Source organism: Pseudoalteromonas sp. R3, assembly GCF_004014715.1.
GTDB lineage: Bacteria > Pseudomonadota > Gammaproteobacteria > Enterobacterales > Alteromonadaceae > Pseudoalteromonas.
This window is the reverse complement of the sequence record NZ_CP034834.1, coordinates 343,065-363,684: the sequence shown is the minus strand read 5'-3', so window position 1 is coordinate 363,684 and position 20,620 is coordinate 343,065. Positions and strand designations below refer to the sequence as shown.

The window sequence follows — 20,620 nt, the reverse complement described above, 5'->3', positions numbered from 1 at the left end:
TCAGTCAACCTCATATGGCAGCACTAAGGTCACAGTATTGCCCCCGGCTGCATTCTTATTCAAAGAGACGGTGAAATTACCGCTATACATCATATCCAGTCGCGATTTAGCATTGTTAAGCCCGATCCCAAACCCTTTTTCGGTCATGGCATTGCCACCGGTGCCACTGTCTGAAATTTCGATAACGAGTTGCTTCGCCCGCTGTTTTGCCAATATGCTGACTTCTCCCCCTGCTTGCTTGGTTCAATTGCATACTTGATAGCATTTTCAACCACAGGCTGACATAACATGTTCGGCACCAGTGCCTTCTGCACCTCAGGTTCAATCGCATAGCGAACTGACAACCGTTGTCCAAAACGAACTTTTTCTATTGCCAGATACAACTCGATCAGCTGAACTTCTTCCTGCAAAGAGATCCTACTGCGCTGTGTAGCCTCAAGTGAATGACGGAAGAAATCACACAGCTTATCAAGCATTTCTGATGCCGTGTCGTTATCCTCTTTGAGGATCAAAGTTGAAATGGCATTCATGGTATTAAACATAAAATGCGGATTGAGCTGATAACGCAGCATTTGTAGCTGAGCATCTTTTGCCTGGGTCTGTGCTCTGAGCAAACGTTCGTGCTCTTTTTGCAATCTACTGTTATACAGCATGATAAAAAATATCGACGTCCAGACAAACATAGTGGTCAATGAAAACAACAACCAGCCGCCAAATTCCAGCATATTCCAGGCTTGGTTCCAGTGCTGGTCATGAACAATGACTTTATAACTGGCAAGCTTAATGATGTTGTAAATGAGCCCCAACAAGGCTGCAGAAAGAAAACTAATAACCAAAGTGCGCTGCAACGGCTGATGGATGATTTTGCGAATAAACAGCCATTGAAGATAAGACAGCAAAAACCCACTGAGGCTTTCGACACTCAGGTTGAGCACCTGGCCCGGCAAATTAAAACCTGGTGAATCAAACTGAGGCTGAATAATCGCCAAAAACACGACGGCTGCGTAACCCAACCAACCCGCGATTTGCAAGCTCCAGAATTGCTTAGACAAATGCGGTAGTGCTGAAGACTCGGGTTCGAGCGGTGCCTGGTCAGACTGATGAGGTTTAAATAGGGACAAAATGATACTCAGGATAAGAGGCAAATCTGGGATACTGTAAAACTTTTAAAAATTTTAGCAACCTGACCTCCCAGATTTTCCTTATTTAGAAACATTAAAAAAGGGCCACTGTGGCCCTTTTTATTTTTGTCCTCAGACAGGTTGGCTATGATGCATAGCGCTGTTCAAGGTAGGCAAAAGTGGCTCTTAAACCAAGTCCTTCACCGCCAACAGGTCTGCCCGGAAGCGAGCGCAAGTTCCAAGCCATCACATCAAAATGTACCCAGGGAGTCTGCTCTGGTTCAACAAACTCTTTCAGATACAGAGCTGCGGTGATAGAGCCACCAAACGGGGTTGATCCACAGTTCGCCATGTCGGCCACATCGCTCTTAAACAGTGCTTTATACTGATCAAACAACGGCAGCTGCCAGATAGGATCCTGAAGCGTATTGCCCTGTGCAATCATCGCATTAGCCACGTCCTGATCAGTACTGTAGAAGCCCGGTAATTCTGTACCCAATGCAATTCGACATGCACCAGTCAAGGTCGCGAAGTCGATTAACAGATCAGGCTGTTCCGATTGCGCTTCCGCCAGAGCATCACATAATACCAGGCGACCTTCTGCGTCTGTGTTGTCAATTTCGACCGTCAGGCCTTTACGCGTCTGGATGACATCCCCGGGGCGAAATGCGTTACGCGACACAGCATTTTCAACCGCAGGTATTAATACTCGCAGACGCACAGGTAACCCGGCCGCCATAATCATATGGGCAAGGCCCAGTACGTGAGCTGCGCCGCCCATGTCTTTTTTCATGTTGCGCATGCCAGATGCTGGCTTAAGATCTAAGCCTCCGGAATCAAAACACACACCTTTACCAACCAAAGTTAGCTTAGGTGCATCCTCATCACCCCAACTTAAATCGAGTAAACGTGGCTTGTTTTCGCTGGCTCTGCCAACCATATGGATGGTTGGATAGTTATTTTCCAGCAATTCATCACCCACAATCTGAGAAAACTGCGCGCCAAATTGCGCTGCCATCTCAATGCAGATCTCTGCCATATGCTGAGGCATCATGTCAGCAGCCGGGGTGTTTACCAAATCTCTGACCAGATAAATAGCATCGGCCTGATCCTGCAACTTTTTCAACATGACCTCTGACTCAATGGCCAGTTTGGCGCTCGGTGCGGAGGCCTTCTTGTATGCGTCGAATGTATATGCACCTAGCAGGTAACCAAGCGCGGCCTGTTCAACAAACGCCTCATCCCCTTGTAAACGATAGGTACCTTGCGGCAGTTGAGCGGACAGGTCCCCTGCCAGCCACATATCATCCAGCGACTCCACCACACACAAAACGGCGCTGATTTCGCCGCTTTGAACATCTGGGATCAATAGTGTCTTCTGCGCTTTTTGTCTGGTAGCCAGCGTGATATTTTTGGCTTGTGGCGCGTTTTCCCCTAACCATTCGCCTAGCTGACTTTCCTTAATAAAATGTACCGGTATTCCTTGTGATGAGTGAACAAGTAAATGACTCATACGTGCCTCTTGAATTACATAAACCTGACAAGAGAATACCAAGGTGGGAAAAATATTTCACTCACTGGATGCATAAAGAGATATAAAAAGCCAATAATAGACGGGCAAACGGATTTCAGGCTTCTACTAGGTTATTTTTCTTTGCTTTTTGGCTTTTTATTCAATGAGAAAGAACTGGGAAGTACATCGACACCCAGCCACTGTCCGAGCTTGACAATCAAAGGGATGGTGATAGGCGCAAAAGGCAATAAAGCGAATACACCAAGACCCAATCCTTTCAAAATATCGACAAACTGCTGGTTTGCCGCGGACAGCTCTTGTTTAGACACCCCTCCTTGCGGATAACGTTTGTAAATATCCAGCATTTCGCGTGTTTCTTGTTTTTCCTGGGCCAAAGCAAGTTTTAAACCTACAAGCGCACGCCGAAGCCTTAATTGTTGGCGTTTCTTACTGATCCTTACGACCCGAATTGGGGCTTTATGTACTACTTTAATTAATCGCATTCACATACTTTGGGGAACCATAGTACCTCCAATAGTAGCAGAAATAAAAACGGGGCGTTAGCGCGCTCAGACACTAAGAAGGGCCTCATCATTTTGCTAGCAATGAGAAACATAACGACTCAGTGCAGCTGGCAAGTTGAAGCTTTTAACAAGGTATGTTTTGAGTATCCCACCCAAGAAACACATCAAAATACGCAATAATGCGAATTTGGTGAGTTTATTTCAACTTGTTCAGTACCCATAAAAACAACGAAAAAGCTCATTTTTTGCACCACAAACAAAAAGTTACTTGAAAATTTGACCTTGTTAAATTCACTGCTACCTTTAACTGTGCAGTGAACATATTTGCAATTATCTTTAATGGTGAGTACATGCCTAGTTAATAAGTAAGGTGCAAGTTATGTATATTGTGAATTATGACAACATATAATATCTGGGGAAACAGGATGAAACTACAAACAAATGCGCTAAGTCGTGCGATTAAATTTGCTTTGGCGTCTACTGCAACAATGGGATTGGCTGTAACCAGCGTTCAGGCTGAAGAGGCTGATGCTGGCGCTGATAAAAAAATTGAGAAAATTGCGGTCGTAGGCTCCCGCGCAGCACCGCGTTCCGTGGGTGATTCACCCGTACCAATCGACATCATAGGTGGCGATGATTTAAGCAAGGCTATGTTCTAAATTGAAGTGCACCACTATAGTTCAAGTTAGCTATTTTGGAGGTGCAAAATGGGTCAAAAATACTGTCATTTGAGTCATCAAGAGCGGAAGCTTATTTTTAATTGGTCTCACTATCAGGATAAAACGATACGTGAAATTGCACGTTTACTAAATCGCTCTCATTCCACTATTAGTAGAGAGCTCAAAAGGAATATCTATGACTATTACGTGCCAACATACTATCCAAATCCAGCTCATGATATGTACAAGGCCAGGATGAGTAAGCGTGCTCAACGTGAAAAGCTGAAGACTTCTGAGACACGGCTGTATGTGTTAGATAAGCTCAGGAAAGGCTGGTCCCCTCAGATTATATCAGGACGTCTCAAGCTTACTAATGAAGCTCCCTATGTGTGCCATGAATCAATCTATCAGTTCGTTTACAGTTCGCCTCCTGAACTCATAGCGTGCTTGGCTAGAAAACACAAAAAGCGCAGAAAAAAGTATCCATCACGTCGATATAGCAAAAAATGCTCAATGAAAACAAGCATCCTGGAACGGCCCACATTTATAAATGAGCGCTCCCAATTAGGCCACTGGGAGAGCGATTCCGTAGTATCTAAGCACAAGAAATCGGCACTGAATGTCATCATAGAAAGAGCAACACGGCTAGTGCATATAACCAAGCTAAGCTCCAAGAGTGCATTAGTAACAAGCAATGCAATAATAAAACGCCTAAGTTCACACCCCGCAGGATTTGTTCAATCGATTACTTATGATAATGGGTCTGAAAATGCTCAGCACATAAAGGTAAACGGGACATTGCAGTGTGATTCTTACTTTTGCCAGCCCTACCATAGTTGGGAAAAAGGAGCTGTTGAGCAGATAAATAGCCTAATTCGAAGGTATCTGCCCAAAGGTACTGATTTCTCAACTGTAACCAACAAACAGATTCAAGAAATAGAGCATAATTTAAACTCAAGGCCCAGGAGGTGCCTTGATTACAAAACTCCATTTGAAATCTATAATGAAAAAGTTGGTGCACTTCCAAGTTGAACCTGCCAGGCTGGTGGCGACGACATGCTGGAATTGCTCAAAGGTTCAGTGCCCTCACTAAACGTTCACGCTAACCCAATTAGTGATGCGGCGAGTTTGATACGTCCGGCCAACTTGCGCGGTCTGCCCGCTGATTCAACCTTAATTCTACTTAATGGTAAACGCCGTCATCGCTCATCTGTCATCGCGTTTTTGGGTGGAGGCATTAACGATGGTGCTCAGGGTCCGGATATTTCCGTAATCCCCAGCATTGCATTGAAACAGGTTGAAGTATTACGTGACGGCGCGGCAGCTCAGTACGGTTCAGATGCCATCGCCGGGGTACTCAACTTTGTACTTAAAGATGCCTCTGAAGGCGGTAGTATCTCAGTCAAACAAGGCCAATACTATGAAGGCGACGGTGATACAACTACGGTAGAGGGTAACATTGGTCTGCCATTCACTGACCAGGGCTTTGCAAACTTAAGTTTTCAGTATAAAGAAGCCGATCCAACCAGCCGCAGCGTACAACGTCCGGATGCACAAGCTCTTATTGATGCAGGTTTAGAAGGTGTGAGAGACCCGGCTCAGGTCTGGGGTGCACCAGAAATCAACGACGACATCACCTTGTTTGGTAATGTCGGACTTGAGCTGACCAACGACTCCCAGTTCTATATGTTCGGTAACTATTCAGAGCGGGATGTCAAAGGCGGCTTCTACTATCGTAACCCAACCACACGTGGACAGGTTTATAACGGTGTGATCCGTAACGTTAATGGCACGCCAACCAGGCGTCATCTAACCGACGAAGATCAGCAAAAACTGTGGGATGATGCAACACCGACTATCTTAGTGGGTTCTCTGGATGGGTACGACCAGCAGATCAACTGCCCCGTTGTTGAGCTACAAGCAAATGGCTTACCGGATCAGGCAGCACTGGATTCGCTTGCCGCGGCAAATTGTTTTGCCTTTAACAACATGCTGCCCGCAGGTTTTACGCCTTTCTTCGGCGGTAATATCACTGATACGTCTCTTACCATAGGTACCAAAGGTGAGTTCACAAGCGGTTTTATGGAAGGAGCATATTATGACTTCAGCGGTTCAGTAGGCCGTAACGAGTCTCGCTACTTTATCACCAACACCATTAACGCCTCTATGGGTCCTGACACGCCAATGGATTTCAGTCCAGGCAAATATATTCAGCTTGAGAAGAACTTTAATGCTGATTTTTCGAAAGGCTATGATTTTGGCCTCGCTTACGATGTTAACGTTGCTGGTGGTCTGGAATGGAAAGAAGAAACCTTTGAAGTAATCCCGGGTGATGAGCCCTCATTTACCGCGGGCCCTTTAACACAGCAAGGGTTTGGCATAGGCTCTAACGGTTTCCCTGGCTTTAAACCGTCACAAGGTGGTGAGTTCTCACGCCGCAGCTACGCAGCCTATATCGATATCGAGACGCCGTTTACTGAAGAGTTCCTGATGGGTTGGGCATTGCGCTACGAGGACTATGATACCTTTGGGTCAACAACCAACTACAAAGTAACCTGGCAATATCACGCCACAGAAGATCTGGCGCTACGCGGCTCGCTGAGTACCGGTTTCCGTGCACCGACCGTTGGCCAGGCCAATGTCAGTAACGTTCAAACTAACCTGAGCAGCGGTGTACTGGTTGACTCGGCACTATTACCACCAACCAACCCGGTTTCACAAATACTCGGTGGTAGTGAGCTGCAACCGGAAGAGTCGCAAAGTTACACCTTTGGTGCAGTCTATCAGTCGGGCGATTTGTTCCTGACCATAGACTATTACAATATTGAAGTTGAAGATCGTCTGAGCCAGTCAAAAAAGGTCGATTTAACGCTGGAACAAAAAGCGGCATTAAAAGCGGATGGTGTTCCAAATGTGGATAGCATAGCGCAGGTCTCTTTCTTTACCAACGACTTCGATACCACAACTCAGGGTGTAGATATAGTTGCGAACTATTCTATGGATCTGTTGGGTGGCTTTGCGACATTCAGTGCTGCATATAACTGGAATGAAACCAAAGTTGATAAGTTCTCAGAGATAACCGGTGACTTCAAGGTAGCGCGCCTGGAAAAAGACTTGCCAGAACACAGAGCAACCTATACCTGGACGCAACAGTGGGAAGACTTCTCAGGCTTCCTTCGTTACAACTACTATGGTGAGTATCAAGGCGTACACGTAGACTATGATGCAACAGCTATCATGGCCGATCCTAGCTTCACGTTCGATGCCGAGCTAACTTACTTTGCGACTGAAAACATCAGCCTGACAGTCGGTGCAAACAACATCTTCGATCAAGATGCTGAAAAAGTTGTCGACTTCCTGGAGGAAGGTAAAACAGAGTTAACACCAGCCAACAACTGGGGCGGTATCTATTATGAAACGTCTCCATTTGGGATCAATGGTGGCTTCTACTACGTGAAAGCAACCTACACATTCTAACGACTTACTGTAACCCAGAAACAAAGGGGAAGTAGCTATAGCTATTTCCCCTTTTTATTTCTATCATGTATAAAAAACTTCTCTATAACCACATGTTACTGCTAGAAAGAGCCTCAGAATTACTCGAAGAAAATCGTTTACGTGAAGCCGAGTTCATGTTTAAACAAGTCCTGAAACAAAACCCAAAAAATGGCAAAGCCCTGTTTGGTCTTGGCAGGATCTGTATGCGACTAGAGCAATATGATAACGCCATATACTATTTAAAGCGTGCATGCGAACATTTACCAAAAATGCTCGATCCCTTGTATGCGCTGGCCGATGCATTTATTGCCGTCGGGTCGCCCGTTGATGCCAAAACTGTACTCGAATATACGTTAAGCGTAGCAAGACATAATGCACAGGCCCACTACCATCTGGGTCAGTTTTACCTGGACTATGGCTTTATCGATAACGCTCGAAACGTCTTCGAGGCCGGCTTATCCTGCCCCCACTCTGCGATTACCGTCTTTATGCTCCACGAGTTGATCAAACTGACTGAAGGTGAGAAGCTCAACGACTATCTGACGCTACTCGATTCATTGGCTGCCGATATCGACAACCCAAGAGTACAGATAGTGGTCCACTACGCAAAAGCCAAAGCCTATGAGAAGTTATCAGACGTAGACACTGCGTTTAGTCATTATCAGCAAGCGAATTCAGCTCAGCACGAACTGTGCGATTTCCATACATCTGCTATGCAACCCTTTTTCGAATACCTGAAGCAGAGTTTTAATCAAGACTTCTTTAACAAGCCTGCGGACAAAGTAAAAGCGACTTTTACACCCGTGTTTATCGTCGGCCTGCCACGGACAGGTTCCACCTTGCTGGAACAAATGCTGATCCAACACTCACAGGTTGGCTCTATGGGCGAGAGTACGGTGATCAGTGACGATATTGTTCCCTATCTGAGCATGCGTAACGAGGCCCCGTTTCCGGACTGCGTAAAAACACTCAGTACCTCCATGCTCGATCATTGCCGTAATTTGTACGTTGATGAGATTAAGCGACACCGTGTTGCAGAAGAGGCGGTGATAAACAAGCTGCCAGCAAATTTTCAGAATATTGGCCTGATCTATAAAATGTTTCCTGACGCTCGCTTTATACATATAACCAGAGAGTTTATGCCCAATGCCTGGTCAGTCTATAGTAATCATTTCGCAGAAGATGAGCCCTATTTCTGCTCTTTGCAGGAGTACCAGCTTTACAGTGACATGACGGACGATGTAATGACGCATTTTAAAGCCATGCTGCCCCGAAATATTCATACTCTGAGTTATGAAAAGCTACTTGAGGAACCTGAACGAGAGATTAGAAAGGCCCTCAATTTTATGTACCAAAAATACGAGCCGGAGTGTATGGAGTTCCACAAAAGCCATAAAGTCGTCACGACATTAAGCAAAGCACAGGTCCGCAAACCCCTGAACGCAGCGCCTCTGATAAACTGGAAAAAATTTGAGACGCAGATCAATAAGGAGCTGGCTTCAGCGCACTCTGGTGTAAATTCACCTGTCTAGTCAGGCTTCTTTATAGTTTTCAAACCAGGCCAGCAGGTCTGAAAACTGATCCTGACGTGCACCGCTATGAGTCAGCATATTAATGTGATCATAGTCGTGCCGGTGACCATAGCGTCGGCCATATACTTTGATCTCCTGAACGCCTGTGCCTGACTCAGCCATAAACTTTTTAATGTCAATGGGCTGTGCAAGTGCCTTATCTTTGACTCCTGCTATGTGCAAAGTCGGTGGTAGTGCGCGACTTCGAAGTGCCGCGGCATAATCAAAACCATCATCACTATCAACCCAGGGTTTGCGCTTTGCCCACTGCACGCTTTGTTCGTGAGACTTGCGCGTTTCATTGTCCGAGCCCCACTTAAGCTGCCGGGCCGGCAGATAGCCATGCTTGTTAACCTGCCAAAACGCCAGTGTGTACCAGATCACATTCGCTTTAAGCAGCTTTTCTGGATGACGATTATAGAGGCTACGTTTTGTCCCAAAGTATACGCAAGCACTGACATGCTCACTCTCACGTTCAAACCGGGCAAGTACACTATTTAATAGCACACCACCCCATGAGTGAGCGACCCAAAACTGTGGCCGTTTACCTGTTTTATCTGTGATAAATCTTAAAATGGCGGGGATATCCTCAACTATCGATTCTGTCTGTCCATGCCGATCTCCTTTGCTGATCGCCGGCTTACTCTCCCCCCTGCCACGCAAATCTGCCACGAAACACTGATAACCATGTTCGGCCAAAAAAGGCGCAAGCCCTTTATTACTGTGGGTGTAAAAAATCTTTCCATTCTCCACAGCGCCGTGTAACAACAATACCGCCGGCCCCATAGCTTGCTCATGATAAATATGGCGAAGGTGCAACTGGTGTCCATCCGACACTGACACATAGAGAGAGTTTTGCTTAATCATGTGAGGTTAATTCATCATTTTTAAACTCATCGTACCAGCCAGACATAGTCATCGCAAGCTCGCCTACTCTAACCTGATGTCTGCATACTTTGGCAAAGTAGCGGCGCAAACATCAGAATTTAGATATAATACGCAATTCACCAAGTAAGAGAATTGACACATACCTAATGCACGTCAGAAATAAACACCGACAGGGCTATGATTTCGCCCGGCTTTGTATTGCGAATCCAGCACTAAAACAACATCTCATTACCAGTCCACGCAAAGAAGACACCATAGACTTTGCTGACCGAGCCGCTATCGTAGCATTAAATCAGGCGCTTCTGGCCTGTGACTATGGTGTCAAATTCTGGCAGTTACCTGAGCCTTTCCTGTGCCCGCCGGTGCCAGGTCGTGCAGATTACATTCATGCATTGGCGGACTTACTGGCCGACGATAATCAGGGAACTCCTGTGACGGGTAAACAGATCCGTTGTCTTGATATTGGTACTGGTGCCAACTTAATCTACCCCTTGATAGGTCAGGCTGAATATGGCTGGCAATTTACAGGCACGGACATTAACCCTGTGGCAGTGTCAGTGGCGCAGACCATAGCCAAAGCAAATGGATTAGGTATTAAAATCAAACAGCAAAAAGATGAGCGTGCAATTTTTCGTGGGGTCATCTCTGCAAAAGATTACTATCAGCTTACGCTGTGTAACCCGCCTTTCCATGAGAGTGAACAAGCGGCGCAAGCGGGCACGGCGAGAAAATGGCGTAACCTGGGTAAAACACCACAAAGCACTAAATTGAATTTTGGTGGTCATGCACCAGAGCTTTGGTGTCCAGGTGGCGAACTGGCATTTATCAAAACCATGATCAAAGAAAGTCAGATATTCGCAGAGCAAGTTGGCTGGTTTACTTCACTGGTATCCAAAAAAGACAACCTACCCGCTTTAAAAAAAGCACTGCAAGCTGTCAAGCCAAGCGATATCAGAGTCATCGAAATGCAACAAGGCCAGAAGTTCAGCCGCTTTATCGCCTGGCGCTATTAAAATCAGGGCAGAGCTCAAAGCTTGTTGAGCTCTGCCTTGTAATGCTTTCGACAGACGGATACATACCGGTCGTTACCGCCAATCTCAACCTGAGCACCGTCAGCAATCGCGCGTCCCATGGCGTCAAGTCGTAACACATGATTCGCCTTACGGCCACAATGGCAAACTGTTTTTAGCTCGATCAGTTTGTCGGCCCAGGCTAGTAAGTACTGGGCTCCTTCGAATAACTCTCCACGAAAGTCAGTTCTTAGTCCGTAGCAAAGCACCGGGATCCCCAATAAATCGACCACGTCGGTCAACTGCGAAACCTGTTGCTTACTTAGAAACTGACTCTCATCAACCAGAATGCAGTCCAACGATTGCTCATCATGATGTTTGTTTATAAGGCTTAACAGCTCTGTGGTCGGCTCATAGGTGTGTGCGTCTGCCTCCAGACCAATACGAGACGCGACTTTGCCAACCCCCGCACGGTCATCAAGTGCCGCTGTAAGTATAAACGGGTTCATTCCCCGTTCTTTGTAATTAAACGCAGATTGTAAAAGTGTCGTGGACTTACCAGCATTCATAGCTGAATAGTAAAAGTATAATTGCGCCATGGTTTATGTATCAGCCGCTAAAAATTCGCGATAGTCTACCCAAACTACCGCAAATTAGCCAGCTTACTCAAACACATGCCAAAGCGGCTGTGAAGGTACTTCACTGCTATCCAGTGTATCGCCGGGATAGCTTTGTCTGTTTATATACGCAATATAAATGTGATGTAGCTCAGTGGTCGTTAACGAGGACCACAGGGCAAGTGCGGTTTCACTGTGTAGCTCTCTGAACTGTTTGGAAAACGTAAGATAGCCAAAGCTGATGTCTAGTGGTGGATAAACGGCTTCTAACTGACGACGATAAGGGAATGCAGACACCGCCTTACCATCTACCTGGCACAACCCAAAGGTGCCATGTACTTTACCTTTAAGAACGAGTTCAAAGGCATCACTTTGAGAGTCGGTATTGAGTATGGTGTACCTGTCACTGCCGACAGAGTCAGCCACCGAATACCCTCTGGGCACAGCAAGATTAATCGGGTAATGCTCGGTGCTCATGGCAGTTTTTAATTGCGCCATGCCAACCAAACACGTCCCCAGCCGGCTGATTGAGCTGAGTGTATTTGGCGAACCGTCTTCATTTAGCGGGTATGACAAAAAAGACTCCCGCGCAGAACGATAGCTGGCGATAACCGCATCTACCCGGTTTCGTTTAATTTCATAAAGGCAGCGTTGCCAGGGTTTGCGGACAAATTCAAACTGCACACCGCCAACCCGAGTCTCAAGCAGGCGTAAAATCTCAATGGTCGCTCCCGGGTTTTCTCTGGGTACATCCAATCCATTCCCCAAAAAGAAAGGCGGAATATGCTTGTCCTCGTAGCATAGCCTCACAGACACTTTTGCACTGACCTGGTTACAGGCAAACAAAAACAACAGAGAGATTAAAATAAATCGCATTAAAACAGACTTTAAGTCGGGCTTTCTCTTATTATATAACCCACCTGATGGCTTGGCTACGCGACACCAAGATTACTGGGGAATTTTTATCCCTTCATGAGCCAACAGCCATGACTTTCTGTCCAAACCGCCGGCATATCCGGTGAGTTTGCCATTGGCGCCTATGATCCTGTGGCAAGGTACGATAATACTAATTGGGTTTTTGCCATTTGCCGCCCCAACGGCTCGAACCGCTTTGGGATTGTTTAGCGCGGTCGCCATCCAGCCATAGGTATTGGTTTCACCAAAAGGAATTTCACAAAGCAATTGCCATACGGCCTTTTGGAAAGGGGTACCATGTGTATCCAATGCCACTTCAAATCGTTCACGCTTTCCATCAAAGTACTCTGTTAACTGAAGGCACGCTTTGTCAAGGTGCGGGTTGGTTCCTTCAGGCAGGCGTATCTTGGGCGCAAAGCCAACATAAGAAAGTCCCTTATCACTCGCCTGCACGGTGATTTCGCCTACCGGGCTTGCCAAGTGTGTTTGAATCATCATAGTTTTTCTCCACAGAATCGATGCTTGCTCAAGTTAATTGCTGCCACAGTTGAAAAGTCAGGTAACTTCTGAACGGGGCACAGCCGGGCACATCTATCTGCCCTACCCGGTCAATTGCTTTTTGTACTCCTAAATCCCCACCCAGGTAAACATCAGGTGCGCTCAAGCCACGCATTTTAGCGTAATCAACCGTCCAGGGTCCTATTCCTTTGATTGCTAGCCAGGATTCGGGCATACAATCCAGCTCTGATACATAGTGCTGCGCCAATGAAACAATAGCGAGTTTACGGCGCGCGGGCATTTTGAAAAATGTCAGCTCAGATCCTGCTATCGCTTGCGGGCTTGGAAATTGAAACGTCCCATCCGCTTGTTGACTACCAAGTTGCTCTACCAACTGGATCATCAGATTTTTTGCCGCAGCGACGCTTATCTGCTGGCCCAGTATTGCCCGAATACCCGCTTCAAAGGGCGTCCAGATCCCTGGCAGCCTGAGCCCTTCCTCAAGAGACATATCGGGACACTGCCGCTGTAAGTGTGATTCTATAAACCCAGTATCTGCATCCAAGTCCAACACCCGACGAATATTGCTCACAACTAGGGGTAACCCTTTGAGGTCATTGATCTCAATACTTACCCTGAAACGATTCTTTTGCGCCTCAAACCTGGCTGTAAATCGGCCTTGATAGACACCCAAAAGAAAGTTTCGGCCATAAGCCATATCCTCTAACCACTCCAACGGCGTAACCAGCCGGTGGGCCAAAAAGCCTCTGAGAGCTGGCCAGTTATAAGGGGGGCGAAATGACATCATTAATTCAATCTGACGACTCGCCTGAGCACCATCACGCAAGCTCGACGGCGTTATCTGATATAGCTGACTGAATGCATCATTAAAGCGCCGCACAGAATTAAATCCACAGGCATACGCTATCTCAGTTACCGGTAAGCTTGTTTGCTGCAACAACTGTTTTGCAAGGTCGCATTGCTTATAAAGTGCATATTGCTTTGGTGCGATACCGTAATATTGCTGATACAATTTACTCAGATAACGCGAAGTGATGCCAAGTTTCTCCGCCAGCTGCTCTACACTCCCTGAACTCAGAAAGCCACTATCTATCAGGTGTTTAGCCCTGACCGCTGTCGTTTGCGTCCCCATCCAGGCATAGCTCCCGGGCGCACTATCAGGCCGACAACGGATGCAAGGTCTGAACCCTGCCTGTGCCGCATTATGGGCATGCTGATAGTATTCAACATTGTGCTCTTTTGCGGCGGGCGCAGGGCAAATCGGCCGACAATAGATCCCCGTGCTCTTTACTGCCACATAAAATAAACCATCAAAGCGGGCATCCCGACTTTTGCGCGCATTCGCGCATACTTCTGAAGACAACATGTCATCACTCAACTTTGCAACTTGCACCCAGTTTAACCAAATAATGCACCCAGACTCGCCATATTCGGAACTCAATAAGTGCAACTTCCTGCCATTCTATAGTGCCATTATGCGCGTACTGACCGTCAATTTATAGATGTGATCGGGTATCACATTGCTGCAGCTCAGCTCTACAACCTTATCAACAACCTGTCGTACAAACCGCCTATTGCATCTGATTGCTATTTAAAGTCCAAAAACTGAACTGAAATGAGAATAATAATCAATATTTAATATGTTGATTTATATAGCTTTTTTGTTGACATGTACTTTTTTATACGTACACTGGCGACAATTTAGAACGAATTGAGGTGACACACATGCAAGGCAAGCAACAGGTAATCGATGCATTCAACGCGCTACTGGCTAACGAACTGGCAGCCATCGATCAGTACTTTATTCATTCTCGTATGTATGATGATTGGGGACTAAATAAGCTTTACGAACGTCTAAATCACGAAATGGAAGAAGAAACCACGCACGCGGACTGGCTGATTAAGCGTATCTTGTTCCTGGAAGGTGTCCCTAATATGACTAAACGTCGCGACCTGCTGATCGGTAACGACGTTAAATCCATGATGGAAAACGACCTGAAACTCGAACTGGAAGTGGTAGAAAGCGTTAAGCACGCAATCAAAATTTGCGAACAAGAGCAAGATTACCAGTCAAGAGCGGTACTAGAAAAGCTATTGTTTGATACGGAAGAAGACCATGTTTACTGGTTAGAACAACAAATTGGACTGATTGACAAAATCGGGATCCAGAATTACCTGCAATCTCAGTTAGCATAAGGAATCATCATGAAAGGCGATAAAGCAGTTATTAGTGCATTGAATACCGTATTGGCGAACGAGTTAGTTGGTATTAATCAGTATTTCCTCCATGCGCGTATGTTTAAAGATTTCGGCTTCACTCAGCTGGACAAAGCGGACTATAAAACGTCAATCCAGAAAATGAAAAATGCTGATCGACTCATTGAGCGCATCCTGTTCCTTGAAGGCTTACCTAATTTGCAGGACCTGGGCAGACTGAAAATAGGTGAAAACAGTGAGGAAATGATTGCGGCCAACATGGCTTTTGAACAAGCGTCCTTGCAGGATTTGGTTGACGCCATTGCCTTATGTGAAGAAAAGCAGGACTACATCAGCAGAGAAGCGCTGGACAATATCCTCAATGAACAGGAAGAACAGATAGACTGGCTGGAAACTCAGCAGCACCTCATCAAAATCACAGGCATTGAAAACTACCTCCAGACTCAAATGTAATACCAAAAAAGGGCCGAAAGGCCCTTTTTCTTGAGAATGCTATTTTGATATATCGGCGGAATTAAGCAACCTGCTCCGTGACATCAACGATATCAATGAGCTTTTCATTCAGTATTTTCTTCGCACAGTTGCAGCACTTTCCGCACTGTGATCCCACACCCAGCTCTTTGCTCAAATCGCGCATTGACCGTGCACCATCATCAATTGACTCGGCGATTTTTTTATCCGTGACACCGTGGCAAATGCAGATATACATAACTGAAAACCATTCTCAATAACCTTAACTGAGTACAATTTTAATCTAAACAAAAATGGTTATCAACAACAAAAGCAGAAATAATGAGAATAATTCGTAGTTGCATTGAATTGAATCCTACGACATCTTTTAGTTCAATGGCTTATGCTTCCACCTTTAGCTGTATTTTTTCCCACAAAAGAGAGAAAAAGCAGCATTTTTATGAAATCTCATTCAGTTGAGCATATAAATTGATATAATTAACATAATCTGAGCAAAGTATGACTCAGCGAGTGTTACTGCACAAAACGTGAATGGACTGCTCACTGATGTGCGCCCGGGAACGTATGAATGAACAACTGGTTCACAGCAGTTATATTGTCTTTTTTATTTATGTGTCACCACTGTGTGATCGCAGCGTCTTATTATGCGAATCAGATTAGCAGGCTGTCAACGCAAGAAGGCCTGTCTCAGTCAAGTGTAACTGGATTTGCACAGGATAACTTCGGCTATATCTGGATAGCAACTCATCAAGGGCTAAACCGCTATGATGGTAGCCAGTTTAGTGCTTTTGATGGCCAGCAAACCCTCTCTGGTAGCGATATCATATTGATTCGCTTGTTAGATGATGACCAGCTCTTTATATCAACCGCTCAATCAGGGGCATTTTTACTCAATACCAGTACATTTTCTCTGGTCAAGTTATTTGCTCAGGGAAGCCGTCAGGGCATCGCCCCCGACGCCGCCGTAAGCGCCGTGACCCTATTTAATAACAACTACGTCATTGCTATAGAAAACGTTTTGTATCAAATAGATATCAATACCTACATGTCGAAACGTTTAGCGACTTTACCAAGTGGTGCTTATATCAGGACTTTACTGACATGGCATGACACATTACTCATTGGCACAGAAACGGGCCTCATGCAGCTGAACAATAACCAGCTTGTTTCGCTTAGTCACTTAGGCCAAACAAAAAAAACGGCGCTTAATAGCAATGTAAAGCTGCTAAAGCCTGATCCCGCATTAGGACTGTTGGTAGGAACAGTCGAAGGCTTATTTGTTGTGCCGGCAAAAGACAAACAACTACTAACCGAACAGGCTTATCAGCTTGTTGCTGATTTGAATATTTGGGCACACGAACACGGTCCTTATGGTGAGTATCTTGCTACAGACTCGGGTTTGTATCTAGTTAATCGACGCAACCACACCGCCAATAAGATTTTTTCGTTCAGTGAAAGTCGCTACCTGACCCCACAAAATACCATTCCAACTATGCTACTGGATAACCATGGTAACATCTGGATGGGTTCTAACAATAGTGGCGCATTTGTTTGGCCAACATCAGCCTATCGCTTTAAATTGCTGGCTTCTCACAAAGACAACTTCAACAATAACATCTGGGCCATTCATCAGAACAATGACGGCTCTATCTGGCTCGGCAGTGATGACGGTTTACATCATTTTTCAGCCAATAACCACACCAAGCTGACCCAAAGCTATTTTAGAGATGAAAATCGTAAGTCTGCTTACGGTAGCCACGCCGTATACAACATCTATACCTCGCCTTATTTGGCAGACAATATCCTGCTGCTTGATACCAAATCAGGTATTAAGCAGTTTAATATTGAAACCGGGCAAGTATCCGGGCTTACAATGTCTGGCGACAATGTCTTAGTGAGAAACGAAGATCACCTCGTTGATTCAATTATGATCGATCAGCGTACCCTGCTGTTTCATACACACCATAATATTTTTCTTTATGATCTGGCATTGCAATCCATCACAACACTCAACGAACTGGAAGCGCAACTGGACAACCTGCAAAATTTATTGTTTTTACCTGCCAGGCCAAGTAAACCGGACGAACTGCTATTTAGTACAGCTGAAGGCTTACTGAGCTATAACAGACTAAATCATCAAATAAACACGGTATGGCAGTCTAATAAAACATTAGGTAATACCTACCCCGCAATAAACGACTGGGAGCAGGACAATCAGGGCCGACTTTGGCTGGCAACCAATGGGATGGGGCTGGTAGCGCTTGAAACCAGCGATTATCAAACCATTATTCACATCACAGAACAGCAGGGGCTGCACACAAACACCCTGTATGAGCTTGAACGAGACTTGCACGATAAACTCTGGATTAGCAGCCAAAGTGGTCTTTATTCTCTCAACCTGGGCTCACTGCAGCTCAACCACTATGATCACAGGCATGGACTGGTCACCAATGAGTTCAACTTGGGAGCAAGCCGAGTTTTGCATAGCGGAGCACTCATATTTGGTACACCCAATGGCGCCGTAAAATTCAATCCCGAAGCCTTTATCTTGTCATCCGACGAGGAAAGGATTAGATTTTCAAACGTGCAACTGATGTCCAGACCCGTCCTGGTATCACCGGCAGAACTGCGTGACCAAGTACTACAGTTCGAATATGATGATATGGGATTTCGTTTTGAGTTTAGTCAGTTCAATGTATTTGGCGTCCGGCGGCATTTTATTAACGCTCGTTTGTCTGGCCCTGTTTCTGCCAACATCCAAAATATAAAAAATAACTATCTGTTTTTTAATAATTTAAAACCCGGTGACTATACACTGTCATTGACGGAGTACAGGCCCGGAACAAATGAAGTGTTCTCAGAAAATCAACTTCACTTCAAAATTAAATATGCCTGGTGGAACACACCGCTGGCCATAGCAAGCTATGCCCTTTTGGCAATGGGTTCTCTTGCGTTTATCTATCGCAGACATCGCCACAAGCAACGTGCTTTGCAACACACCTTCGATGAACTTGCCCATGCAAAAGCCCAGATAGACTTAGCGCTCAAAAAGACACACAGCGGTTTATGGAGTATGGATATCCAGACTCAGCTAATCTCCTTACTTGATAACTCGAAAAGCCCGAGTCAACGCAAACCACTCTCTCTGGAAGCATTTTTTGACAAGGTTCACCCACAGGATCAAGAAATGGTACAACGTCAGTGGGCACGCTTTCTGGCAGCACCGGACAGTCAGCTGTCCATTACGTACCGGATTTATTCTCAGCAGCAAGGTTGGCTGTGGTATCACGATATAGCCAAAGTCAGCGAATGGGACCCCTCTGGAGTGCCGCTTAAGGTATCTGGTGTTTACAGCAATATTACTGAGCACAAAGCAAACCAGCTCAATGCCGCGATGTTTGCACAAGCCCTGTCCCAGATACAGGATTGGTTATTGATCCTGGATAACAACCTGCAGCTATTGTCTGTGAACCAAAGCTTATCCGCAGCATTTGCCCTCGGTGATCAAGACCCCCAGAAGCAACTAACCCGATCGAAATTAACAAAACTACTAGGACGACAGCAGCTTGGCCAGTTACTGGCCGCACTAAGAAAAATACAAGTTCGCGAAAACATCAAGCAGGAGGTGGACATCACCTTTGATGATGAAAGACAAAGTACAGTTCAGCTCAGTATTAATGCCATTGCCGATGAGCAAGACGATATTGAATTTTTGGTCATTGTAGGCTCTGATTTATCACAACAGAAACAGGCCCAAAATGAGCTTCGTTACCTGGCTAACTTTGATGCCCTGACCGATTTGCCCAACCGAAATTTGATGCTCCAGCACATTGAGTTCGCCATTTATAACGCCACCAAAAATAATACCGGATGCGCCTTGCTGTTTATCGACCTGGACAAGTTCAAACCTATTAACGACGCCTATGGCCACTATGCCGGAGATCAACTCCTCATCGCCGTCACCAAAAGGATCAACAGTGTACTGACGCAGCAATGTATACTGGGGCGGCAAAGTGGCGACGAGTTTATTGTATTAGTTAAGACATTCGAAGACATTGAACAGATCACTGAACTGGTACAGCAGATGATCAACAATCTGTGTAACAAATATGACGTAGATGGTATTTCGATGAGTATATCGGCTAGTGTTGGAATCGCTATATTTCCATTCGATGAACAAACAGCCGAAGGCTTGCTTCGAAACGCGGATATCGCCATGCTCAGTGCCAAACAAAGCGGCAGAAATAACTTTAAGTTCTTTACCAGTGAGATGAACGCCCATCTAAGCAGAAAGCTGAATCTCGAAGCGGCCTTAAAGGAGGCTGTGGAAGAAAACCAGTTCTATAATCACTATCAGCCTATCATGAATACCACCAATCACGCTCTTACGGGCGTAGAGCTCCTGATGCGCTGGCAATTAGATTCAACACCCGTTTCACCTGCCGAGTTTATTCCCATTGCAGAGGACGTGGGCTTGATTGAACGAATGACAACACAAGCGCTGCGCAATGCACTGCACGAACTTGCCCCGTTTTTTCAGCAACAGAGTTCATTTTATCTATCACTGAATTTGTCTCCTCAGCACATAATGCGTGATAATCTGGCGGCTTCACTGAACAGCATTGTCGCTGAGTTTGATTTGAGTAATCATCAGCTCAAGTTAGAGATCACTGAGACCAGCTTTCTGGCCGACAGACATAAAGCGAGTAAAACCCTCTCTGAACTTAAAAAGTTTGGCTTTACGCTGCTATTGGACGACTTTGGCACCGGCTACTCTTCTCTTACTTACCTGAGCCAGTTTCCAATCGATATTATAAAAATCGATCAAAGCTTCATTCGAACTCTGGAAACACACCCACACAATCGTTCGATTGTAAAAACCATTTATATGCTCGCACAAAACCTCAATATGACCTGTATTGCCGAAGGCGTTGAAACAGCACAACAGCTCAGCTTTCTCAGGGATTTAGGATGTGAATACATGCAAGGATATTATTTTTCTAAGCCTCTTAGTGTAAAAGAGCTATTTGAAAAGTACCCACCCGATGTTGCTCAGGTGAGTTAACTAACGTGACGGGCATACCGGGTCGTATGCCC

17 protein-coding genes and 1 pseudogene are annotated in these 20,620 nt (G+C 45.6%); 8 read left to right on the top strand and 10 right to left on the bottom strand.

Annotated elements, in window-relative coordinates:
- The 4 genes from ELR70_RS25165 to ELR70_RS01215 form a co-directional block, all read right to left on the bottom strand.
- Nucleotides 1-147 carry a hypothetical protein gene (locus tag ELR70_RS25165; protein WP_241566294.1) on the bottom strand — a complete coding sequence of 49 codons (147 nt, stop codon included), beginning with the start codon at nt 145-147 and terminating at the stop codon, nt 1-3.
- The gene (locus ELR70_RS01225; protein WP_241566293.1) at nt 144-1,121 is read right to left on the bottom strand and encodes a histidine kinase; all 978 of its coding nucleotides are present in this window, start codon (nt 1,119-1,121) and stop codon (nt 144-146) included. The genes ELR70_RS25165 and ELR70_RS01225 overlap by 4 nt, the downstream gene beginning before the upstream one ends.
- Before the next feature lie 145 nt (nt 1,122-1,266).
- Entirely contained in the window at nt 1,267-2,634 is a 1,368-nt protein-coding gene (locus ELR70_RS01220) for a leucyl aminopeptidase family protein (RefSeq protein WP_054016735.1), read from the bottom strand.
- A 131-nt stretch (nt 2,635-2,765) separates the two neighbouring features.
- On the bottom strand, nt 2,766-3,137 hold the full coding sequence (locus ELR70_RS01215) for a hypothetical protein (protein ID WP_054016736.1): 372 nt from the start codon (nt 3,135-3,137) through the stop codon (nt 2,766-2,768).
- A 446-nt stretch (nt 3,138-3,583) separates the two neighbouring features.
- Here ELR70_RS01215 and ELR70_RS01210 point away from each other — a divergent pair, with 446 nt between their 5' ends.
- The 4 genes and pseudogenes from ELR70_RS01210 to ELR70_RS01195 all read left to right on the top strand — a co-directional run bounded on the left by ELR70_RS01210 (nt 3,584) and on the right by ELR70_RS01195 (nt 8,847).
- Complete coding sequence (locus ELR70_RS01210; RefSeq protein ID WP_054016737.1) at nt 3,584-3,817, top strand: hypothetical protein; 234 nt, start codon at nt 3,584-3,586, stop codon at nt 3,815-3,817.
- A gap of 48 nt (nt 3,818-3,865) precedes the next feature.
- Nucleotides 3,866-4,849 (top strand): IS30 family transposase, encoded by a 984-nt coding sequence (locus tag ELR70_RS01205; RefSeq protein ID WP_054016738.1) that lies wholly within the window; start codon nt 3,866-3,868, stop codon nt 4,847-4,849.
- A 6-nt stretch (nt 4,850-4,855) separates the two neighbouring features.
- A pseudogene (locus ELR70_RS01200) lies at nt 4,856-7,294 on the top strand (TonB-dependent receptor); the annotation flags it as partial.
- 65 nt (nt 7,295-7,359) lie between these two features.
- On the top strand, nt 7,360-8,847 hold the full coding sequence (locus ELR70_RS01195) for a tetratricopeptide repeat-containing sulfotransferase family protein (RefSeq protein WP_277749863.1): 1,488 nt from the start codon (nt 7,360-7,362) through the stop codon (nt 8,845-8,847).
- Here the strand turns inward: ELR70_RS01195 and ELR70_RS01190 are convergent, their stop codons facing one another.
- Nucleotides 8,848-9,753 carry an alpha/beta fold hydrolase gene (locus tag ELR70_RS01190; protein WP_054017410.1) on the bottom strand — a complete coding sequence of 302 codons (906 nt, stop codon included), beginning with the start codon at nt 9,751-9,753 and terminating at the stop codon, nt 8,848-8,850.
- Nucleotides 9,754-9,920: 167 nt separating this feature from the next.
- Between ELR70_RS01190 and rlmF the strand changes: the two genes are divergently transcribed.
- Entirely contained in the window at nt 9,921-10,787 is an 867-nt protein-coding gene (rlmF, locus tag ELR70_RS01185; RefSeq protein ID WP_054017411.1) for a 23S rRNA (adenine(1618)-N(6))-methyltransferase RlmF, read from the top strand.
- A 14-nt stretch (nt 10,788-10,801) separates the two neighbouring features.
- Here rlmF and ELR70_RS01180 read toward each other — a convergent pair whose 3' ends face one another.
- The 4 genes from ELR70_RS01180 to ELR70_RS01165 form a co-directional block, all read right to left on the bottom strand.
- Entirely contained in the window at nt 10,802-11,383 is a 582-nt protein-coding gene (locus tag ELR70_RS01180; protein ID WP_054017412.1) for a thymidine kinase, read from the bottom strand.
- Nucleotides 11,384-11,446: 63 nt separating this feature from the next.
- A complete protein-coding gene (locus tag ELR70_RS01175; RefSeq protein WP_054017413.1) occupies nt 11,447-12,277 on the bottom strand; it encodes a hypothetical protein in 831 nt (276 codons plus the stop codon).
- Between the two features lie 72 nt (nt 12,278-12,349).
- A complete protein-coding gene (locus ELR70_RS01170) occupies nt 12,350-12,814 on the bottom strand; it encodes a methylated-DNA--[protein]-cysteine S-methyltransferase (RefSeq protein ID WP_054017414.1) in 465 nt (154 codons plus the stop codon).
- Nucleotides 12,815-12,842: 28 nt separating this feature from the next.
- Nucleotides 12,843-14,201 carry an AlkA N-terminal domain-containing protein gene (locus ELR70_RS01165; protein ID WP_054017453.1) on the bottom strand — a complete coding sequence of 453 codons (1,359 nt, stop codon included), beginning with the start codon at nt 14,199-14,201 and terminating at the stop codon, nt 12,843-12,845.
- A 359-nt stretch (nt 14,202-14,560) separates the two neighbouring features.
- Here ELR70_RS01165 and bfr (ELR70_RS01160) point away from each other — a divergent pair, with 359 nt between their 5' ends.
- Nucleotides 14,561-15,031 carry a bacterioferritin gene (gene bfr, locus ELR70_RS01160; protein WP_054017415.1) on the top strand — a complete coding sequence of 157 codons (471 nt, stop codon included), beginning with the start codon at nt 14,561-14,563 and terminating at the stop codon, nt 15,029-15,031.
- 9 nt (nt 15,032-15,040) lie between these two features.
- On the top strand, nt 15,041-15,505 hold the full coding sequence (gene bfr, locus ELR70_RS01155; RefSeq protein ID WP_054017416.1) for a bacterioferritin: 465 nt from the start codon (nt 15,041-15,043) through the stop codon (nt 15,503-15,505).
- Nucleotides 15,506-15,566: 61 nt separating this feature from the next.
- On the opposite strand, the gene ELR70_RS01150 is transcribed toward bfr (ELR70_RS01155), so the two are convergent.
- Nucleotides 15,567-15,761 (bottom strand): (2Fe-2S)-binding protein, encoded by a 195-nt coding sequence (locus ELR70_RS01150; protein ID WP_010380974.1) that lies wholly within the window; start codon nt 15,759-15,761, stop codon nt 15,567-15,569.
- Nucleotides 15,762-16,091: 330 nt separating this feature from the next.
- On the opposite strand from ELR70_RS01150, the gene ELR70_RS01145 reads away from it, so the two are divergent.
- On the top strand, nt 16,092-20,588 hold the full coding sequence (locus tag ELR70_RS01145) for an EAL domain-containing protein (RefSeq protein WP_054017417.1): 4,497 nt from the start codon (nt 16,092-16,094) through the stop codon (nt 20,586-20,588).
- Nucleotides 20,589-20,620 lie beyond the last annotated feature (32 nt).

What these genes read in the sequence shown, in the direction of transcription:
- ELR70_RS01205 (WP_054016738.1), top strand. Translation starts at nt 3,866, where the DNA reads ATGGGTCAAAAATACTGTCATTTGAGTCATCAAGAGCGGAAGCTTATT.
- ELR70_RS01180 (WP_054017412.1), bottom strand. Translation starts at nt 11,383, where the DNA reads ATGGCGCAATTATACTTTTACTATTCAGCTATGAATGCTGGTAAGTCC.
- bfr (WP_054017415.1), top strand. Translation starts at nt 14,561, where the DNA reads ATGCAAGGCAAGCAACAGGTAATCGATGCATTCAACGCGCTACTGGCT.
- ELR70_RS01165 (WP_054017453.1), bottom strand. Translation starts at nt 14,201, where the DNA reads ATGTTGTCTTCAGAAGTATGCGCGAATGCGCGCAAAAGTCGGGATGCC.
- ELR70_RS25165 (WP_241566294.1), bottom strand. Translation starts at nt 147, where the DNA reads ATGACCGAAAAAGGGTTTGGGATCGGGCTTAACAATGCTAAATCGCGA.
- ELR70_RS01220 (WP_054016735.1), bottom strand. Translation starts at nt 2,634, where the DNA reads ATGAGTCATTTACTTGTTCACTCATCACAAGGAATACCGGTACATTTT.
- bfr (WP_054017416.1), top strand. Translation starts at nt 15,041, where the DNA reads ATGAAAGGCGATAAAGCAGTTATTAGTGCATTGAATACCGTATTGGCG.
- ELR70_RS01210 (WP_054016737.1), top strand. Translation starts at nt 3,584, where the DNA reads ATGAAACTACAAACAAATGCGCTAAGTCGTGCGATTAAATTTGCTTTG.
- ELR70_RS01150 (WP_010380974.1), bottom strand. Translation starts at nt 15,761, where the DNA reads ATGTATATCTGCATTTGCCACGGTGTCACGGATAAAAAAATCGCCGAG.
- ELR70_RS01145 (WP_054017417.1), top strand. Translation starts at nt 16,092, where the DNA reads ATGAACAACTGGTTCACAGCAGTTATATTGTCTTTTTTATTTATGTGT.
- rlmF (WP_054017411.1), top strand. Translation starts at nt 9,921, where the DNA reads ATGCACGTCAGAAATAAACACCGACAGGGCTATGATTTCGCCCGGCTT.
- ELR70_RS01215 (WP_054016736.1), bottom strand. Translation starts at nt 3,137, where the DNA reads ATGCGATTAATTAAAGTAGTACATAAAGCCCCAATTCGGGTCGTAAGG.
- ELR70_RS01195 (WP_277749863.1), top strand. Translation starts at nt 7,360, where the DNA reads ATGTATAAAAAACTTCTCTATAACCACATGTTACTGCTAGAAAGAGCC.
- ELR70_RS01170 (WP_054017414.1), bottom strand. Translation starts at nt 12,814, where the DNA reads ATGATGATTCAAACACACTTGGCAAGCCCGGTAGGCGAAATCACCGTG.
- ELR70_RS01175 (WP_054017413.1), bottom strand. Translation starts at nt 12,277, where the DNA reads ATGCGATTTATTTTAATCTCTCTGTTGTTTTTGTTTGCCTGTAACCAG.
- ELR70_RS01190 (WP_054017410.1), bottom strand. Translation starts at nt 9,753, where the DNA reads ATGATTAAGCAAAACTCTCTCTATGTGTCAGTGTCGGATGGACACCAG.